At 60.8% G+C, this 20,282-nt stretch carries 5 protein-coding genes; 1 reads left to right on the plus strand and 4 read right to left on the minus strand.

What is annotated here, in order from left to right:
* From VL688_07735 to VL688_07750, 4 genes are all read right to left on the minus strand, one after another.
* Positions 1-17,807, minus strand: a 17,807-nt coding sequence (locus tag VL688_07735; protein HTL47938.1) for an acyl-CoA dehydrogenase family protein, incomplete at its 3' end; no start/stop codon positions are given.
* Positions 17,808-18,013: 206 nt separating this feature from the next.
* Positions 18,014-18,172, minus strand: a complete 159-nt coding sequence (locus VL688_07740; GenBank protein ID HTL47939.1) for a hypothetical protein — start codon at positions 18,170-18,172, stop codon at positions 18,014-18,016.
* Positions 18,173-18,180: 8 nt separating this feature from the next.
* Positions 18,181-18,924 (minus strand): type 1 glutamine amidotransferase, encoded by a 744-nt coding sequence (locus VL688_07745; GenBank protein HTL47940.1) that lies wholly within the window; start codon positions 18,922-18,924, stop codon positions 18,181-18,183.
* Positions 18,921-19,463 carry an RNA methyltransferase gene (locus tag VL688_07750; GenBank protein HTL47941.1) on the minus strand — a complete coding sequence of 181 codons (543 nt, stop codon included), beginning with the start codon at positions 19,461-19,463 and terminating at the stop codon, positions 18,921-18,923. Before VL688_07750 ends, VL688_07745 begins: the two co-directional genes overlap by 4 nt.
* Positions 19,464-19,805: 342 nt before the next feature.
* Between VL688_07750 and VL688_07755 the strand changes: the two genes are divergently transcribed.
* The gene (locus tag VL688_07755; protein ID HTL47942.1) at positions 19,806-20,282 is read left to right on the plus strand and encodes a CBS domain-containing protein; all 477 of its coding nucleotides are present in this window, start codon (positions 19,806-19,808) and stop codon (positions 20,280-20,282) included.

Consider the following 20,282-nt stretch of genomic DNA (forward strand, 5'->3'; position numbering starts at 1 on the left):
AGGATGAAAAGCGCGCGCGGGTGTTCCATGAATTCTTCGAGCCATGCGCGGTCCACGAGCACGCGGCCGGGCTTCTCGGAAGACTTGCCGTGGAAAAGCGATCCCATCCAGGACGCAAAGCCTTCGGCCTTGCCGAGCCTGCCGCTTCCGTAACGCGCGAGCACCCGCTCCGGGATGGGCGCATGCAGTCCGGCCGTTTCCGCGTAAACGGGCTTGCCGAGCACGACGCTCAAAAATTGCGCGGCCTTGGCTTCGCCCCACGTCTCGACGACAAAACGCGACAAAAGAAAATCGCGGAATTCTTTCAGGACGGTGAAAGCTTCCGGCGCCAAAACCGGCCGGAGCTCGGGCCGCAGCTCATTACGCGAGGCTTGCATGGCCTTGGCAAAATCCGCGATCACCGCCTGCTGGTACCTCACGAATTTCACGTCGTGCCGCAAGGTATGCCAGGGGGTCATGCGGCGCATCAGTTTTTCATGTCCCTGCAGGATCATCAGGCTGTCCAGGAAAGCGTCGTTCTTCTCCGTCTCCGGATCGAGAAGCGCTTCGTGCAGGCTGACCGGCGTTCCGTCTGCCCGCGACCAGGCAGACAGCTGCCCCACGTACTCATGGTAAAAATACCAATGGATCGCGGCATACAGCGCGGCCATGTCCGGGTTCGCGAGCCGGATTTCCTCGTTCCATTTCAGGATCGAATCCAGGTTCTTCATGACGAGCTTGCGCACCCCCTGCACGCTGGCATAGCGCCTGAGCCGGAGAGCGCTTTCGGCGGAGAGATGCGGGTAATGCCCCAGAATATGGTTGCGCTGCCACACGTCGTCGGAGACGAGCAAAGGTTCCATGCTCCAGAGCAATTTGGAAAGGCCGGCTTTCAGAGCCCATGCCGCTTTCGGCGTCACGGGTCCGCGAAGGCCCTGCAAAACGTCGAGGGCTTTCTGGATCAGCGGTTCGAGCGGTTCGATGTCGGCCGCGTCGGATTCCACCATGTTGTCCCCTAAATGCACGCCGCGGACAAAAAGATCAAAGGCCAGGATTTCATGCGAATCGTCCGGCAGATAGGCCACGCGCCTTTGAAGCTCGATAAACTTCGCGGCCTCGTCGTCATTGTCATACAGTCCGCCCAAAGCTTCTGTCACGAGCTGCGGCAGCGAAATCGCGTAGCGGGTCGGAAACTCACGGTCGAATTTTTGAATCAGCCTTCCAAGGACTTCGAGCTGGCGTTTTTGTTCTTCGCGGATCGATTCCTCTGTTTCCCCTTCCTTCAGGACCCACGGCTTCCGATTCTCGAGGGCTTCCAGCCTGGAAGTTTCGTTCTCCAGGATATAAAGCATGATTTTCTGCAGCAGCTCCCGGTCCGGATAGATTTCCGAGAACGAGGCCTCGTTGGCTTTGTAGATTTTTTGGAGGATGGGGCTCAAGCGGCCGTCCATCTGAATAATCGCGCTTCCAAAACTCCGCCGCCCTTCGTCCCAATGCCGCTCGATCTGCTCCATGAATTTAAGGAGGGAGACATGCTGCATTTCCGCCGCACTGCCCGCCAGCGAAAGCCTTGCGCGCTCGCGCCGCTGCGCGTCGGACACTCTTTCGTCGCTTCTCAGCTCCATGCGGAAATTCGCGCCGGGCATCTGGTCGTCCAGCGTGACTTTCCTGCGGAAATCGTCCAGGTCGCGGAGTCCCATCTGAAAACGGAGCGCCATCATCGGGTCCCGGGCGTAGATCGCCAGATCCACGGGCGCCCACGGCGCCACGACGATCAGGGCGTGCAGGATGTCGAGAACTTCTTCGTTGGAGAAAAAGCGGTCGAATTCCTGGTGGCGGCGAAGGGCCGTGTCCAGAATCTGTCCCGCGTTTTCATAATGCTGCGCCACGCGGTCCTGCAGCCCGGGAACGTCCCGTATGACTTTGAGGACCGACGCAAACAAACGGCTCGAAACACCCGTAGGCTTGATCTTCATGAGCGGGCGCAGCAGCAAAATGAGATGGGACAGATCGTTTTCAGGCGCGTCCGTGACGAACGATTCGAGCAGCGCTTTGCGGAGCGCGGCATTGTTCAGATTCGCGTTCAGGAAATCGATCAGCTCCTGAAGATTCCGCACGCGGATGGAGAAGGCCTCTTCGCTGCCCATGTGCCGGCCGATGCGGCGGATCTCCTCGCTGAACACCCCTTCGTAAATGGCCTCGAGCGACAAAGCGCGCGGCGCAAATTCGGCCACGCGTTCCAGCACCTGCCAGCGGTCGGCAGCGTCCGGGACGAGCCAGCGGAACGCGTCGGGCTCATTGACGAGATCGATCAAATCGCCTCCGGTCCGCACGCCGCGCGTTTCGAGCAGCGCCGCCGTTTTCGGCGCGACGCCCAGCGGAGTCAGGCCGGCATCGTATCCCGCGGGAAAACGGAAGGCCTGCCACAAACGCTTCATCAGCTCCGCGTAATTCCGCTCTTTGGAAATCGCGGCGTTTTCCTGGTAAACCACGACCGGCAGGAACGGATAGGCTGCATGCAGTTCGTCCCGCGCCGCCGCGCTGTTGACGATGACCGCGTCGAGTTTGCCGCGCTGCGCTTCCAGGAACTCGCGGGCCTTGGCCGGTTCGGATGCGATAAAAGTTTTCGTTCCCGGCAGGCGGAATTCCACGGCCTGGCGGAACGGGAAAAATTCCGGCTTCTGACCTTCCGCGCCCTGCAGGTAAATGAGAATGCTTTTGAGTTCGGTTTCCGGCTCCTCGTAAAAACGGTCCTTGCGCTGCGCCGCGCCGAAATAATCCAGCGGGTTCTCGTACGAAAGAATGCCGGGCTCGACCAGCGGATTGAATTTTTCCCAGCTCAGCGTTTCGTGAAGCAGCCCCGCTTCCCGCCACCGCTGCAGTTTACTCGGGTCAGCTTGCCGTTCCGTGCTCTTGGAAACAAACGCGAGATAGTCCGCGTCCATATACCCGACCGAAAGATGGAGATGCGGCGCCACGCCGGATTTCAGGTTGTTGGATTTCTGGATTCTTCCGATGAGGCTTCCCTCCTTGATCTTGTCGCCTGCTTTCAGGCCCGGAGCCGGGTTCAGATGCGTGTAGACGAGGACGAGCTTGCGGCCGCTTGCGTCGAGAAGGTCATGCTCCACGAGAATCGTGCTCTGCATGCTGTCTTCGAAGACCGCGGCCACGGTGCCGTCCAGAATGGCGGTCACCGCCTTGCCGGGCTCCACGGTTTTGTATTCGCCGAGCGTGGTCTCGTACATCGCGAAATCAAGGCCTTCATGATAATGAAGCGGGCCGGGCCTCAAGTCCTGCTTGGCCCACCACTGGATCGGAGAGCGGAATCCCATGCCCGGCCGCACGACCCAGCGTTTGAAATCCGGCGGCTCGAAACGTTCGAGCCAGGCGTTGAATTTTTGCTGGAGCGCTTCGGAGGTGCGGAGCTCGGGACGGTGAGTCTCCAACGGCGTCTCTTCCAGCAGCGCCTCGGCGGTGGTACGGAGCTCGGCCCCGATCTCCGTTAGATCGGGGCGGAGAATGCCCTCCGCACTTGTCGTGCGGAGCTCCGAATGCTCATCCGCAGCGCCCGCGCTGGGACTGCCGTTGCCGTTTGTTCCGCTCACCTTGAATTTTCTTTCCACCTTGAGCGGGAAATCTTCTAGCTTTTTCTCCGCGAATCCCTCAAAGCGCCAAAGGCCTTCGCCGGTTTTCTGGAATCCCAGTTTAGCGAATACGGGTTCGGCAGCGGCCGGCACTTCGGTCACTTCGAAATGCGTGAGGCCGTTGGCCTTGGCCAGGCGCAGCGACAACGTCAAAAGAATGGAGTCCAGACCTTCGTACAGCCGCCGCGATTCTTCGTCGATTTCGATCAGCGCATAAGACATGGAGGCCGCGCCGTCCCGCGTCTGGAAGGCAAGGCGTCCCAGAGGATGGTCCTTCGCGCCTTTCTCGAAGAAATTGGCAGTGACCGTGACCCGCGCCGCGTCCCCGCTTTTCTGGTATTGCCAGACGAACTTCAATTCTTTCCACGTGTTCCAGAGCGGCAGGATAGCGACATCCCTCTCCGAGTCGCCGCTCCATTGTTTGTCGAACATGGTTTTTTCCGCCGAAAGCCGGCCGGCCCTTTCGCTCCAGAATTCCCCGATCAGCTTCTCGGTTTTTTCCCGCGCGCTTTCCACGGCGTGCCTTTTCGCCTGGTCCGGGAAAATCGAGGCATAAACCTGCAGCGTGTACAAAAGCTTCGGCACGCTCAGTTTGATCCATTCGGCAAGCCAGCCTTTGCGGTAAGTGGTCATTTGAGCCTCGAAAGCGTCGGACGGAATGTAAATGAGCGGGACAAGCGGGTCTTTCCCGGTCACGAGCCATTCCAGCTCCTGCGCAAATTCTTCGATCATGCCCGCGCGCAGCAGGAAATCGATCGTGTCTTCCTGGACTTTGAAAGGCAGAAGCCCTCCCGGATCGAGCTCGCGGATGTGGTGGTACATGGCCAGCGCGCGCCGGTAGAATTCCAGCGCCTTGTCGCGGTTGCCCACGCTCTGGAAAAGCATGCCGATCTCTTCGAGCTCATGCGCGCTCTTGCTGTAATCGCCGATGGGCGGCAGATCTTTGTACGACTCGACCTGCCCTCTCTCCTTGCGGATCTTGTCGATCTCGCGTTCCAGATCGTCCGCGCGCGCGAGGGCCGCGGGCGCTTTTGCGGCGGCCGCCTGGATTTCCGCGGCTTTCAGGGCCTCGTCTTCCTCGATGAGCGGCCCCAGGATCTGTTTGACCTCCTCGTCCGGGATGCCTTCGAAGATCACGGCCTTGTCCTGGAAGTCGGGCTGTGCGACCTGCGCGCGGATCTGATCGTAGATTTCGCCGATGGAATGGCCGTCGTCGTACAGTTCGTGGAAAAGGTCGAGGATGAACTGCGCGCGGTTCAAATGGAAGGCCACGATGGCCTGCGCGGCGCGGGACTTGGGATCGAGGCGGTCCAGGAATTTCTTAGAGAGAAAAATGGAGCGCAGCCGCAGCGAAAGGCGGCTGGGATCTCCGAACTGCCTCTCGGCATTCGAAAAGAAAAAGTGCGTGTCGAGGTCTTTGGCGATGATCGTCGCGGATTCTTCGAGCGCCAGCACCCTTTTGATCATGTCCGCCTTGCGGAAGCCCCCCTCAATGGCCTTCCCCCACAGGTATTCCATGGCCGCCTTCACCATTTCTTTCGCGTGCGTGTCCGTTTCCGGAAGCTCGCGCACGGGCTTATCGGTCGCGCCGTCGCGGTAAATGCCGAACTGAGGATGCGTCAGGTAATAGCCCTGGCGCAGCCGCACCTTGCTGCGGCCGATGAAGTAGCGTTCGTCCGGCGTCTGGTCCAGCGGCGCGGGTTCCGGAGCCGCATTGGATCTCAATTCGCTTTTCTTTTCTTCACCCGGCGGCAGAGTCTGTCCTGTGACGAGTGTTTCGGCGCGGACAAGCTTTTCGCTTTCCGCCGCGTGCGTGTACGTCCGCAGCTGGCCGAGCGGATCGAAAAAGAGCCCGCGCGGTTTTTGATCTTGGCGGAGCGTCCGCCAGAGGCCGGGCGCGAGATCCTGCGTGAGAACAATTTTCCCTTCGCTCACGGCAAGCCGGCCGGTCCAAAGCGTGGGATATTCGCCTCCGGGATAAACATGAAGCAGGGCCACGTGCCCGGATTCCGAGACCGCGGCCCAGGTTTCCTGCAGGTAATGCGGGTGGTATCCCGCCACTTCCAGCGTCCGGGAAATCACGTTCCCGTCGCCGGAATTAAAATCCACTTTGAGCTTGCCGCCCGCGAAAGGACTCGTTTCGATGGAAGCCCGGACGCTCCACGGGCCCGCCGATGCCGCGCGCGGCTCCGGAAGCTTCGCGTCTTTGGCCGTGCCCGCCTTGCGCCAGGAATCCGCCGGAATTTCGTCGGCGTACCACGCTTCCGCGGGCCACGAATTTTCGTACTGCGCGCGGCCGCTGTCCGAAACCCGGACCTTGGCGCCGCCTTTTTCCAGGGGCTCGGTCCACAAGACCACGGGCAGGTTCAAAAAAGTCCTTTTCGCCGGCGCCGCGGAAGACAAGGTCCGGGATGCCGCGCCCGCAAAGCCTCCGAGAAAGGCGGCCATGGAGTCCTGTCCGCGGAGCTTTTGGACCGGAGGCAGCATGTGCACCTCGCGCGTCACCGGATCACCGAGGAAAATCCGGCCTTCTCCGGGCTCGACATACAAGGGCATGCCCACTTCCAGATCCATGATCTGCCTTTTGATCCATCCCACCACGTCGCTGACGTCCAGGACGTCCTGCACCGCCAGCTTCACGAGACGCAGGCTGCCTTTCGGGCCGCTCACGTCCGGGATGACTTGCGGTTCCAGAACGTAAATCGCGCTGTTGTAGGAATCTGAAACGTAGTAAAGCGCTTTCTTCTCCGGCGTCACGAAAACGTGAAGGCGGAAAAGATTCTTGGGCGGATAATGATCCATGCCTTTGATTTCCGGCAGCACGACGTCGCCGGCCGAGCGGTAAGCGCCGCGGTCCGGATTGCCGGAAATGGGATGAGGATTCCAGCGGAAAGCTTTCAGCTGATACTCGTCGCTGTCGTTGATGTGAAGTGCCAGCACCCATCCGTTCACCGGGTCGTAGGCCATCGCGCCCGGATGGACAAGGCTGTCGAACTCGACCGTGCTCGAGGCCGTCGACTGCATGTAGTTCTGCTTGATGACCTGCGCGTAAATTTTACCGTCATCGTATTCTCTCATCAGCGCGACGTAGTGGCCGGCTTTCGCATTGTAAACAAGGCCCAGCGCCCGGCTCATCTCCTGGTCCTGGGAATTATAGGCATGATAAGCCTTGGCCTGGAGCTGCTTCCCCTTCCTCGAAAACTGAAGCTGGAACGCCTGCAGGTTCCCGAGCCCGCCGCTGAAAGCGAGGAAATGCCGCGTGAGCTGCAGCGAGGCCGGCGAAAACGCCACGTGGACCGGCGATTCAAAGGCATGCTCGTGCGTGTGGAAAAACGGATCGGCCTTCAGCGCGTACCGGATCTCGCGGTGCGCCAGGTCTTCCTGCACGTGCAGCAGCCGCAGGCGGCTCGTGTTCTCGTCGCCATGGTCGACCAGGATCCATCCTTCGCCGAGCCCGTAAATGTTGAACGGCTCGCGCAGCGGCCAGTCGCCCTGGGCGTTGGAATCTTTGCCATAGCTGGCAAGCACCTGCCCTTTGGAAATCGAAATCGGTTTCATCTCGACGGCGCGGAGTTCTGTTTTCCGCAAAGGCGCGGACAAAACGCGCAGCGCCTGCGCGTCGCGCCAGAATTTAGGAATGCCGGACACTTCGTTATACCCGTGGCCGCCATGGAGCTGGACCATGCGGCCCGCGATCTGCGCGAGAAGGAAAGGCGCGTCCCCGCCCTTTTCCATGAGCGCGAGGTCGGCGAGCGACTCGTCGATCATTTCCCGCACTTCGGGAAAATCGTAAATCGGGCTTTTGAATTGGATGCGGGACTTTGCATAGGCCTCGCCCAGCGCAGCCAGCCGCCGGCCCGCGGCCGCGGCGATCCGGGCCACGCCCGGTTTTTCCAGAGACTCAATGAACTTCAAAACTTCGCCGCCCTGCCCCGGCGTTCCGATCAGCATCGCGCGCGCGCCGTGAAATTCGATGTCCGCGGGCCCGGCCTCGCGAAGGCCCAGGACCGCCCCGGGAAGAACCTGCACGGCGCCGGGCTCCTGGCCGCCGGCTTCCACGAGAAACAGCGACTCCTGCCCCGCAATCTGCGCCGGGACCAGGAAGGACTGGGACCCCGTGCCGTTCAAGACAAAAACTTTACGGCCCTGGAGGAGATACGTGCCGTTTGCGCCGGGCACGGCTTGCGCGCCGGCCGAGGTTTCCGCATCTCTCAAGGCAAGCGCCGCGCTTCCGGCTCTGCCGGCAAATTTTTGCAGGACCGCGGCGGATATTTCATGCTGCAAAAGCGAAATCTGACGCGCGATGTCCACGTCTTCCGCGGCTGGAACGGCGGCCGGAGCGGCTTCCGAAGCAACGGCCATCTCGTTCACGAATTGCCGCCCCAGCCTCGCGATTTTTTCCTTCTGGATTCCGGCCAGCTTGCGGCCCAGGCCCGCGGGCGCATCCCGCTGCATGAGTTCGTAAGCGCGCCTTTCCACCAGGAGATCGATCACCCGGCGTTCGAGGCGTCCGAGAAAATAACTGTCCGGCGAAGATTTCCCGCGGGCGTTTTTGTAAAGCCCGAGCAATTCGCGGATCGGCGCATCCGCTTCCTCCACCGCGCCGCGGTCCGCCAGATAAAAAGGAACCACGTCGTCGAAAAACCGGCTGGTGGAACTCATTCTCATGAGCTCGCCGCGGAGGATCATGCGGTTGACCTGCGTGGTGCCTTCGCCGATCGTGGCCACGCGCTGGTCGCGGAAACTCATTTCGACCGGATGCCCGGTCTCGAGGGTTTCCGCCCCCATCAGGGTCATGACGTCGCCGGTCTCACGCACCGCGTCTTCCGGGACCTTGATCTTGGCCATGGCCGCGTCCAGGACATAATCCTCACCGCGCGCGCTTTTGCGCACGGCTTCCAGGAGCATCAAACGTCCCGCGAAAAGATCGGTCATGAGCTCGAGGGCCTTGCCGCGCCAGTCCGGGAGATCCCTGCCCTGCGCCCTGAACGCCGAATATTTTTCGAGAAACTCGCGAAAAGTCCTTTCCAGGCCGCCGAGGCTGATGGCCGCGACGGAAATCCTTCCGTCCGAAAGCGCGGAATGAATGATGACAATGCCTTTGTCGAGATACGCTTCGCCGCCCACGACGTTCCGCCGGGAAACGCGCACGTCTTTCAACGTCACGACGGCGGTGCCCGAGCCGTGCATGCCGGCCATGTTGCGCATGGGCTGGACCGTGACGCCGGGAAGATAATTCCCTTTTTCGTCTTTGAGCGGCACGATGAAGCCGCTGAACCGCTTGGCGGTTCTGGCAAAAAAGAGAATGGCGTCGGCTTCTTCGCCGAGCGTGTTGAAGCGCTTGGTGCCGTTCAGCAGGAAACCGTCGCCGGTGTCAAGCGCTGTGGACTGCATGGCGCCGCGCGCGTCCGATCCGGCTCCCGGTTCGGTAAGCCCGAAAGAAATAATTTTTTCACCGCGCAGCATCGCCTGCAAATACTCCCGCTTTTGTTCCTCGGTGCCGAACCGGGAAAGAATCGTGGCCACGAGGCCCGAGCGGATGTTGTGCATGAGCGCGTAAGAGCCGCTCGCGCGCCCCAATTCTTCCACGATCATGACGTCCGCGAACAGGCCGAGCCCGCCGCCGCCGTCTTTCGCGGGAAGCGCGGCGCCGAAGATTCTGGGCCCGTCTTTCCACAGCGGTTCCGTGGCCATGTGCCGCAGCATCGGCAGCGCGTGGTCCAAATGGCCGTTTCCATCCAGCGCGCGGGCCGCGTGAACGATGTTCGAGTCCACGAAAAAGCGGACGCTGTCGCGGAATTTGATTTCGTCGGGATTAAGCCCGGTATCTTCCAGCTCGAAAAAGCGGACCGCGATCTCCTCCAGGCTCATCGCCTCGAGAGCGGCTCTCAATTCAGGCTTCTCCTCCCCCGTCCCCGGCGCGGGAGGCGTCTGAGGTTTCTTGGAAATGCCGCGGTGCACGCGCGTCACTTTCTTGCCCGTGATGGCTTCGCGAAAGGTCCGGCGGATCTCGTCGAGCCTGTCGTTCTCCGGACCGGCCAGCGCTTTTTTCGCTTCGTAGGATTCGACTGCGCGTTCGAATTTTTCTTTGGCATGACGGACAAACGCGAGATAACCGTACTGGCCTTTCAGCGGCCCGAAAGCGTCCGCGACCTGCCTGGCAAGATCAATGAAGCCGCTGTCCTGCGCCGCGGCCTTTTCTTCCATGGTTTTGATGTTGCCTGCGATGCCGGACTTCACGGCTTCCGGAATTTCCGCGACGCGGCGCGATTCGACGGCCGTGCCGCCTTCGGCCAGGACTTTGGAGATCGTGGGGCGGCTGACTTTGAAATGCGCCGCGATTTCGTCGAGCGTCGGCGCCTTTTGCTCATGCCCGGCTTTGTAATCAGCGACAAAGCCCTGAATGGCGGTCACCGTGGGTTTGGCTACCGCGATCGCTTCGCCGTGATGCGTGATTTTCTGCGCGAGTTCGAGAAGCGCGGGAAGGACCGGCAATTTATTTTCTTCGAGGAATTGCTGCGCCCAGGATTTTCTGAAGCCGGCGGTTTCCGCGGTGGCATATTTGGGGAAAAGCCCGAAATGCTCTGCCAAATAAGTCCCGGCATCCGTCACGGAAAAGGCGTTTTTCGACGTGTTCACGAGCGCCGAATCCACGCGCCCGAAGTAAGCGGCGGCATCCGCGCGGATCAGGACTTCATGCGGGCTGCGACGCATGTCGCCGGCAACGGCGTTCAGCACCTGGGTCATCAGGTCCTTTTCGGAGAGCACGTCCGGGATAATGCCCAAGTCGAGCAGGGTCTTCTCCGTGTACGTCCTCGAGAAAAACGTGCTGATCCGGACCTGCGGAAGGTCGAGCGCTTTGGCGATCAGCGGAAGCGGGATGAATTTACGCTCGTTTTTTTTCTTCAGGGCCTCGGCGGCCTGGCGGATGGCGTCGACTTTCGCGGGCGTAATCCCCTTTTGCGACCAGTCCAGATGCGGCAGCGCGGCTTTTTCCATGGCGTCCAGTTCCACGGGCGCGGTCCAGGTCTTGGTCTCGAAAAGTTTTTTCTCGTCTTCGGACAGACCCGCGTCCTTCAGCCGGTCAAAATCCTTGCGCCGGGCTTCGGCCGCGGCATGACGTTCGTCTTTCAGCCGTGCCGCACGCTTCGTGAGTTCGGCAGCGGCATTGTCCGCGGCGCCCTTGGCTTTTTCCTGCGCGGCCGTAAGAATTCCCGGGCCCTGCGCCTTGGATTCGTCGAGCGCTCGCCGCAGTGCGCCCCCGAATTCGGTGAGCAGCGACTCGATGCGCGCGGCCTCTTGGCCTCCGGCCAAAAGCGGCTGCCGTTCCGGCGCTTCCGCCATTATTTGTTCGAGGCCGGTGCGCAGGCGCGCAAGGGCCTGTTCGCGTTCCGCGTTGATGTCCGCAAGCGCGGCCGCGAGCGCGGGCTTGTCCGTCTGAGCGCCCGCGCGGTACGCTTCGAGAAGCTGACCGTTATCCTCGGCAAATTTCGCCTGAAGAAGCGCGGCGTTTTCCGCCAGAGCTTCGTCGATGCCCGCAAAGGAGGCCTTGAAAGCTGTTTCTTCCGCGGCGAGTTCTTTTTGAAGCGCGGCTTCCGCGGGCGCGATCGCTTCTTCAAATCTTTTTTCTTCCGCGGCGGACGCGGCCTGCCATTCCGGAAGCTGCGCTCCGGCAAAAGAGTCGAATTCGGCCAGGATCCCGGCCTCCAACTCATTTAAGCGCGGCAAAATCAGAGAGGCCCGCACGCTGCCGGCAATGCGTGCGGCTTCCGCGCGGACACGCTCGAGATTTTCTTCCGCCGCGGCCCGGCTTTCTTCCGCTGCCGCTTCGGCCGCCTGAGTCAGCGGTGCCCGCGCCTGCGTCAAAGCCTCCTGCAATTCCCTTTCTTTTTCCTGCCACAACGCGTCCGCGGCTTCCAGCGAGAGCGCGGACAAAACCGCTTCGAGCTGAGGCGCCGCGAGCCTGTCTTCGTAGCCGGATTTCAGGCCTCGCAGCGTTCTTTCGAAACGCGGCGTGATCCTGCCGTAGCGCGTCTGAAAATCGTCGCGGGCTTTTGCCAGGACGCCCTGGAATTCCGCGCGCGCGGCCGGCAGCTTGGGTTCGATCTCCGCAAGAAAAGCGGCGGCCGTGTCTTCCGGTACGAGATTTTTTTCGAAATCGCGGCCTGCGGCAGCGAGCGCTTCTTCGAACGCCGCCGGAGCGCTGTTTACGGCTCCTGAAAATTTTTCCCGCGCCTCATCATCCGCGGCTTCGTAACGCGCAAGCGCTTCGGCTTTGAGATATTGGGTCCTGGCTTCGATCGCCTGCCGCGTGACTTGCGCGGCCAGGGCCGCGGCCCGTTCTTTCAATGCTCCGGTAACTTTGGCCAGCGCGGCTTCGGCTTGGCCTAAAGCGCGTTCGCGGAGAGGGCTCTCGGCCTTTTCCAGCGCCGCGCGCGCGTCTCCCGCTTCCCGCCGCAGGCTGCCGATCAAATCCCGCACCTTTCCCAGGTCTCCGGCCGCTTCCGCCTGCCGGTGCTCGAGCAATTCCCCGAAAACATTTTCCACGCCGGACGCGGCCTGCCGGATTTCTTCTTCGAGCGCGCGTTCCGCTTCCGCAAGAAGCGCGTCGTAATCCGCGCTGCCGGCAGCATCCTTGAACTTTCTCCCGGCTTCGTCCAGCGAAGACGGGATCGTTCCGCTCCATGCCGGATCCAGCGCTTTTTTCACGTCGCCGAGACGGGTCTCGAACTCTCTTCCCTCGGCCTCGATCGCCTGCCGCAGCGCTTCCTGCTGTGCCGCTTTTTTCTCCTGCCATGCCGCCCTGAGCCTTTGAGCGAAAGAAGACACGGCTTCGGTGTTCGCCGTGCGCTCGCTTTCACTTTCGGCGGCAATCCAGGCCGCGATCAAGTCCTGCGCGGAAGTCTGCGCGCTTTCCTGTACCTCTGCGCGCGCGTCCTGTCCGGCCCTCTCGAGTTCCCGCCCCGCCTCCGTGGAAGCGGTCCGCAGCGATTCTAAAAGGCGCGCGGTTTCTTCCTGAGCGCGGGTTTCCGCGCCGCCAAAGGCTTCGGCCAAGGATTCCGGAGCGGCGATCGCCGAAAGATCTTTACGAAGGCCCAGGCTTGCGATCCGCGTGGGAATGCCGGAACGCGCCGCACGGACCTGGCTGCCGAAACTTTCGGCCAGGCGTTCGCGCACGGCCTTGTAACCGGACGTTTCCTGCTGCTTGACGCCTGCGAAAGTCTCGCGCGCGGTGCGGACGTCGTCCTGCAAAGTCTCGTCGGCCTCGCGGACGATGGCCGCAGCCTGTTCTTCGAAAGAGCGGCCTGCCGCTTCCACCGCGTCATCCAAGGCTGTTTGTTCCTGCGTCTGTTTCTCCGCGAAGCCGCGCTCGAGCTCCGTGAGCGGGCCGTCGAGCGCCGCATGCGCCAAAGCCTCGAGCCTGCGATGCTCGGCATCCAGGACCGATTGTTTTCTTTGCTGATGCAGCCGGACCGAGAGTTGGTTGAGCAGTTCCGTTTCCGCCGGCCCCACGGCTTTGTAAGTTTCCGCGGCTTGCCCCGCCGACCTTTTTGCCACGCCGGCCGTCTGCCGGGCCAGCGCCCGCAGCTTGACCTCGACCTCGGCCATCACTGTTTTGATGTCTTCCATTTTTTCTACGGTGAGAAGCTTGCGGTGCGGGCCGGTTTTTTCCAGCCGGTTGAACGTTTCATGCAAACGCACAAACGATTCGTCGAGCGTCCGGCCGGAATGCTCCAATGCAGCCTGCACGCGCCCGGACGCAGCCGAGCGTTCGTCGTCCAGCGTTTTTTGCTGCGTCTCGAGCAGGCCTGTGATTTCCTCGTGTCCGGCAAAGGCCGCACGCCAGCGTTCCGCCGTTTCGGCATAACCGCGGGCATGAAGGTCTAAAAATTCCCGGAAACTTTCTCCGGCCAGACGCCGGGCTTCAGCTTCGGCGGCCGCGATTTCGGTAAGGGCGGCTTCGAGTTCGGCAGCGATTGTTTTCCGCAAAGCGTCATACCGGCCCGGCAGGATCAAGGCGGCCAGCCCGGCAGGAAGGCGCTGCGGCGCTTCGCCGATCCACGCTTCCGCGGCCGCTCCGATCGAACGCGCCGGAAGGCCGGGCGCCAAAGAAGACGGGACAGAATCCGCGGCCGCTCCCGCGGCCTTCACCGCTCTTTCGAGGGCGGTGCCGAAATCACGGCGCGCACGGCCGATCACGCGTTCCTTGTCGGGACCTGATGCCGTGGCGAGATCGCGCGGATAAGAAAAATGGTTCACGGCGGTCGTGAGTTCACGCCGGGCCGCGGCAAGCGCGGTCTGAAAATCCGTGACGGCGGAAGCGGCCTGCGCCTCGAGCTGCCGTTCGAGATCCGGCAGCTTGCGGGCCCATTCCTCTTTCATCCCGGCCGCCGCGGCTTCCAGCGCGCTTTGAATGGCGTCCGCATGTTCGCCGGCGGCATGCGCCGCAACGAGCTCGGTTTTATGCCGGTCGATTTCCGCGGAGACAAAGGCCGCGGATTCTTCTACGGCCTGCCGGAGGGCTTCGCGGAAAATCTGCGCGGCTTGATGCGCATTTGCTTCGAGCTCGGGAACTTTCGCTTCGAAGTCCGCCAGCGTCTGGGCTTTTAAGGCCTTGAGCTGGTCTTCATAAGCAACTTTCGGCGCGGGCCTGGAAACAGGCGCGGGAGGCGGAGGCAGAGGCGCCGGAGGAGTGACCGGCGGCGCCTTTTTCTTCCACGGTTTGTCCATCGGCGTGCCCGCAGGCAGGCCGATCTCTTCGGGCTTCACACCCGCAAAAATAAAAGGATTGTCCGCGTGGCGGCGGTTGTAGGAAATGATGAGCAGCAGCGCGTCTTTCTGGCCCACAGCCCGCACGGAAGGAAGGTTCTCGCGGAAAAGCGGGATCGTCGGCAGCTTCACACGCTTGGTCTGGTTCATCATTTCGACCGTGGTCAGCGCGGCATCGTAGGCTTCTTCGAGCTGCTCGTCCGTCAGCCGGATCTTCGGCATCTCGAGCGGCTCTTCCGCGCCCGCGCCCGAAGAACGCGGCGGAGTGAAAGCGAGCATCTCGCCTTTGTAATCGAGAGACGAACGGAAAATCTTGGAATAGGCATCGGCCACCGACGGGCTCATGTCGTGGAACGTCGCAAGCCCGTACTCGACCGACAAGCGGACGCGCTCCAGAAAAAAGTCGTCGCTCATTTCGCCGCGCACGCCTTTGCCGAGCTTTTCCCCGACCGAGGAAACGAGGACGATGTTCTTGGAGAAAGGTTCATCCTTGAATTGCGCGATGAACGCCGCGATCGCGGTGCCGGTTTCTTCGGCAATCTGTTTCAATTCGTCGAGGGCCCATGCCTCTCTCGCCTGTGCCGCCTGCGTGAGGCCGGCCAAAAAGACGGCGTCCCAGTTTTCGATGTCAACTTCGTCGGTCGACGCCAGGTAATCGTCGATGTCTTTTTCCGTCACGCCGATGACGCGAAGCGTGCCGGCCGCCGCGGGTTCATGGACGGCGGCTTTCAAATGTTCGGCAATGCGCCTCGCAAGCGCCGGGCCGCGCAGGCGTTCGCGCGAAAGCACTTCTTTTTTTCCGGCATCGAGGGCCGCGTTTTCCTGTCCTTTGGCGATGCCGCGGTATTCGTAACGGTAACCCAGCGGAGATTCCGCATCGGGAATGTAAACCAGATGGCGGCCCAGCGATCCGAGAATGCGGACCGCGTCGTTGCGTTTCGTGCCTTCGTTCTGCCCGACGCCTTCGAAAAGGTTTCTTTCTTTCAGGATTCCGACGCCCATGCCCGTGCCGATCAGAATGGCCGCGGCATCCGCGCGTCCGTAGAACGTGCCGGTCTCGCCCACTTCGCCGAGAAGGCGCGCGGCGCCGTCATGGCGCACGTCGAACGGAATTTTTTCCGCCGCCGCGAGCGCGGTATCGCCCACGTGCGCTTTCAGTTTTTCGCGGATCGCGGCATCGAGGGGGAATTTCTCGAAAGGAAGCATAGCCGATTTCGTGACGGCGCCCATGACCACGCCTTCGCCTGTTCTTTCGAAAGGCAGCGGCACCGCGATCCCGATTTTGACGATGCGTTTCAGTTTTGCGGCGCGCGCGGCCGCATCGGTTTCGACGGTGCCATGGCTGGCGATTTCACCGATCGCTCCGGCCAGGATTTTGGCAATGCCTTCGGCAAGCGCGTCGCCGTCTTCCGCGCGGTTGGAAATCTTGAAGGCATTGCGCCAGGAGCGGCCGGGGAAAATTTCCCAGATGCGGCCGTTTTCGTCCACCGCGCCCACGGCGAGCTTCGTCCCGCCAAGGCTCACGACAAGAGACAGGGGGCCTTTGCCTTCCAGGATGATGCGCTTCATGGCTTCATTTTCTTCGCCGGGACGCATCTCCGATCGCGCGGCGCCGAAAATGCGGGCCAGGCTTGTCTTTTCAAACGCGGCCGCTTCGAATCCCCTACGGCCGGCATACGCGCGAAATTCTGCGGCCGCTTCGTCCCATTCGTAACCGGGATCCGCGCCGTGGAGAAGAACTTCGTGCGGCAAAAGAAGCGGCGAGCTTGTTTCCAGCGTGCCAGCTTCGGCGCGGCGCCGGGATTGGAACATGGACCGGAGATAAACCGCGCGGTCGTGCGTTTCGTTTATTTCCCCGATCTGAGGCGTGACCAGCACGTAGCGGAAATTCCGTCGGCTGAAGTAATCATAAAATGGCGCGGCGTGAAAACCGCCGGTCACGACAACGGCCTTGGTGATTTTTTTTGTTTCGAGGATCCGCGTGAGCCGGGCCAGCATTTGTCCGTCGCGTTTCTGGGCCAGCCGGTAAAACTCGAGGGCCGCGTCGAAAAGCGCGTCGATCTCCCGCAGATGACTAAAGGCCTCGGCGCGCGCCCGTCCTTCCGGGTCGACTTTGCGGAACGCTTCCACGAGCGCGGAAGGCCGGTAGGCGGCGGACGCGTCCGCGATCCGCCGGTATTCGGAAGGCACAAGCTCCAGGTCGAAAAGTTTCTTGAGCAGCGCCTGCTTTTCCAGCAGCGCCAGGATTTCTTTTTCCTCCGGAGACGGCGCCAGGGCCGCGGCTGTTTTCTTTTCGAGCCTTTCGATCTCGTCAAAAAGGCGGGAGCCGTCCAGTTCGCTCTGGAGAATCAGGTGGCCGAGGAACATTTTGAGGTTGGGATAAGGCGCGTAAGAAAAATTTTCCGGCAGTTGGCGGACCAGTTCTTCCACAAGCTGACCGGTCTGCGGGTAAGGCAGCGAATCGCGGTTCACGTCGCGCGAAAGAAGAAACCGGATCCGCGAATCCAGCGTCCCCTTGCCGGCGAAGCGGCTCACGGCCCGGAGAAAATTTTCTTTTTCCTTTTCCAGGGCGCCGCGGTCGATTTTGGCTTCGAGTTCCTGGATTTTAAAAAGCCGGACCAGCATGGGCCAATCCAGCTGCGCGGCGGGATCATGCAGGTCCGCGGTCTTGGTTTCCTTCGCCTGGGCGTCCAGCCATTCGAGCCATTTGTCGAGCGGCAGTTTTTTTCCGTGGAAATCACGCGAGCGCTTGAGATAAACGCGCAGCGCCGGATTGAGATAAGGCGCGCTCAGTCTTTCGAGGCGGAAATTCAGGGACCGGACAAACCCGCGCGTTTTTTGCCGCGCTCTCAGCACGTCTTTGAAAACCTCGCGGTTTTGACGGTAGGTGCGCAGGTCTTCGATGCCGTAGCCGCGCGCGGAAGGCTGCCCGATCAGAAAAAGGTCCGCGCCTTTAGCCAGGCCGCGGCGCGCAAGGCCGTCGGCGATCGCGTGCGTCGCGTCCATGCGCTTGGGAAAAAGCCGGAGCAGGCCGGGGCGCAGCGGCAATCCCGTTCCTTCCACGAAGACCGTTTCGAACCCATAAGTGTGATGGAGGAAACGCAGCAGGGACTCGATGCTTTTCTGGGCCTGGAAATTTCCATGCGCGGTTTGCACATGGACGATGACCGGGCCGCTGCCGGTGTGTTCTTTTTCGATGGTGCCGAAAGCGGAAGGGACACGAAGGTCCGGGAGCGCAAAAGACGGGACCGCGGTTTCCGCGGGAGCGCGGACAAAAGCGGTTTGACTGTAAGCCGGACACGGATCGCGCAGACACGCCGCTGCGTAAACAAGCAAAAGCAGCCACGCCGTGGGCCGGATTTTTTGTTTCCTCTGCATGAGGAAAAAATCTCCCTGGTCGGATTCGTTATTCACAAGTTATTAAATCTTGTTAATAAAGCTGTAAGACATTTTCCCCGAAGAAGATAGAAGGGATTAGACCCGGGAGAAAATGAGGTAAAAGTTTACCTGCTGAAGCGGGAAAAAGCAAGGCGGGAAGCCGGCTGGGACAGTAACGTAACTCATTTCAAGAAAACGGGTTATAAAATCGATGGGAAGTTTTTTTAGCCCGAATTTATGACTTAGTCGCTATCGTAGAGTTCCATCACCCAATCCCGGAACCAGGGCGGACGCTGCCAAAGGATGTAAGCCGCGAAAAAAGCCGTGATCGGAAGCATGAAAAGCAGACCATCCACCAGGAGAATGATCGTGATCAGCATGATGCGGTCCATCCGGGACATGAAGCCTCCTAGCGCGCGGCGGTTTGCGGGGCTGAAACGCCCGCGGCAAGTGAAAAAAAGTTGAGCATGAGCTGTTTGCCCACCCTCTCGTATTCCCCGCGCACGCGGACGTAATCGCTCAGGACCGAACCGGGCGCAAGCGAAAGAAGATCGGGATCCGAAGCCGCCCAGTCTTCCAAAAGCGCGGGCGTGAGTTCGAAATGGCATTGGATGCCGTAGGCGTTTTTTCCCGCGCGCACGACCTGATGACGGCAATGCTTGCCCGTGCCGAGAACCACGGCTCCGGGCGCGGGCTTTACGGTTTCGCCGTGTAGCTGGAAGACGCGGAAAGCCCGCTCGCGAAATTTGACAAACAGCGGGTCGCGCAGGCCTTCGTCCGTCAGTTCCACAAGATAGGACTTGCCTTCCGGGTCCGTGAAACCGAGCTCCTTGACCGGATTTTTGTAAACTTCGCCGCCGAGCGCCTTGACCATGAGCTGCAGCCCGAGGCAGATGCCGAGATACGGGCGTCCGCTGTCCAGCCACTGGCGGATGCGCACGAGTTCTTCCTGGATCTTGGGCGTCTCGTCGTTCGCGCTGTCCGGGCCGCCGAACACGATCAGGATGCCGTAGCCGTCAAACCGCGGCATGCGATCGCCTGCGTCGAGGTCCACGAGATCAAAAGGGATTTTGAGCTCGCGCAGGACGCCTTCGATGAGCCCGGGGCCTTCGCGCGTGATGTTTTTCACAAGCAAAGCTTTTGGATTTTTCATGCGCCTTTCGACGAAACGGCCGCCTTACGAAGCGTGTTCCGAAAATGATACGCCACGACGCCGAAAGCGACGGACACGTTCAGCGAATTTTTCGTGCCGGCCATTTCGATTTCAACGGCCGCGTCGCAAAGCGAGACCAATTCGTCCGAAACGCCGAAGATTTCGTTTCCGACGACAAGACAAACCGGCCCGCGCGGCTCGAAGGTTTCATACGGAATGCTGTGCGGCGCCTGCTCGAGCAGGACGATCTGCGCGCCGTCTTCCTTAAGCTGGCGGATCAGGGAGCAGGGATCGCGGCGGTATTCCCACGGCACCGCATCTTCCGCGCCGAGCGCGGTCTTGGTGATCTGCGAAGCCGGAGGAAATCCGGTGATGCCGCAAATCCAGATTTTTTCGAGACCGGCGCCGTCCGCGGTGCGAAAAATCGAGCCGACGTTATAAAGGCTGCGGATGTCGTTGAGGATGACGGAAAAAGGCAGCGGCTCCCGCGGCTTCCGGGCCTGTCGCGCTATCAATTCTTCATGGGAAAACTTACGCATAAGAGCCTATTCTATCGGGGTTTAGGCGCTCCGGCCAGGACGTTTTAGCCCGCTCCGGGCCGGGAAGGCGTTCCTTATGTTATACTTCCTTTCAAGCGGCCTCAAGGCAATCGGGTCCGAGGCCGAAGCTCCTGGGATACCAGGCAAGCAAACAAGGGGCCTTCCGGATTTCGGAAAGCTCGCAACGGCCGTGAGTTGGAACGTGTTTCCGCAATTGTCCGCACAAAAAAAGTATTCGTCCTCTCCCTCAAAATTTGATACCATGTTTCAAATTTGCATTTGGTCTTTTAGCCCCCGTTCTCGGATCCCCTACTCCAACCAAACCATTGCAAAGGGTGCGCCATGACTGCCAAACAAGTTGAGGAACTCCTCAAGGAAAAGAAGATCTACCAGATCATCAACCCGCGTCTGGTGCAGGCGTCCCCTTCGATTTCGATCAAGAGCGCGGTGGAACTGATGCAGCAGAACAAATCCGGGTATGTCGTCATCGCCGACAAGAAGAAAGTCGTCGGCCTCCTGACGGAAACCGAGATCGTTCAGAAAATCCTGGGGGAAAACATTAATTGGGACGCTCCGGCCAGCGAATTCATGAATCCCAATCCGGCGGTGCTCAACCCCAAAGATCCCGTCGGGGAAGCCATCGACCACATGGCCACCCACAAGTCGTATCATCTGCCGCTCGTCAACGAACAGCAGGAACTCGTCGGCGTCATTTCGGTGAGGACCCTCATCCGCTTCCTCGCCAGCTTTTATCCGCAAGAAGTTTACAATTTACCTCCAAAACTCGACCAGATCATGACAAGCCAAGAAGGCGGTTAA

This window comes from Verrucomicrobiia bacterium, from assembly GCA_035495615.1.
Classification (GTDB): Bacteria; Omnitrophota; Omnitrophia; order Omnitrophales; family Aquincolibacteriaceae; genus DATJFP01.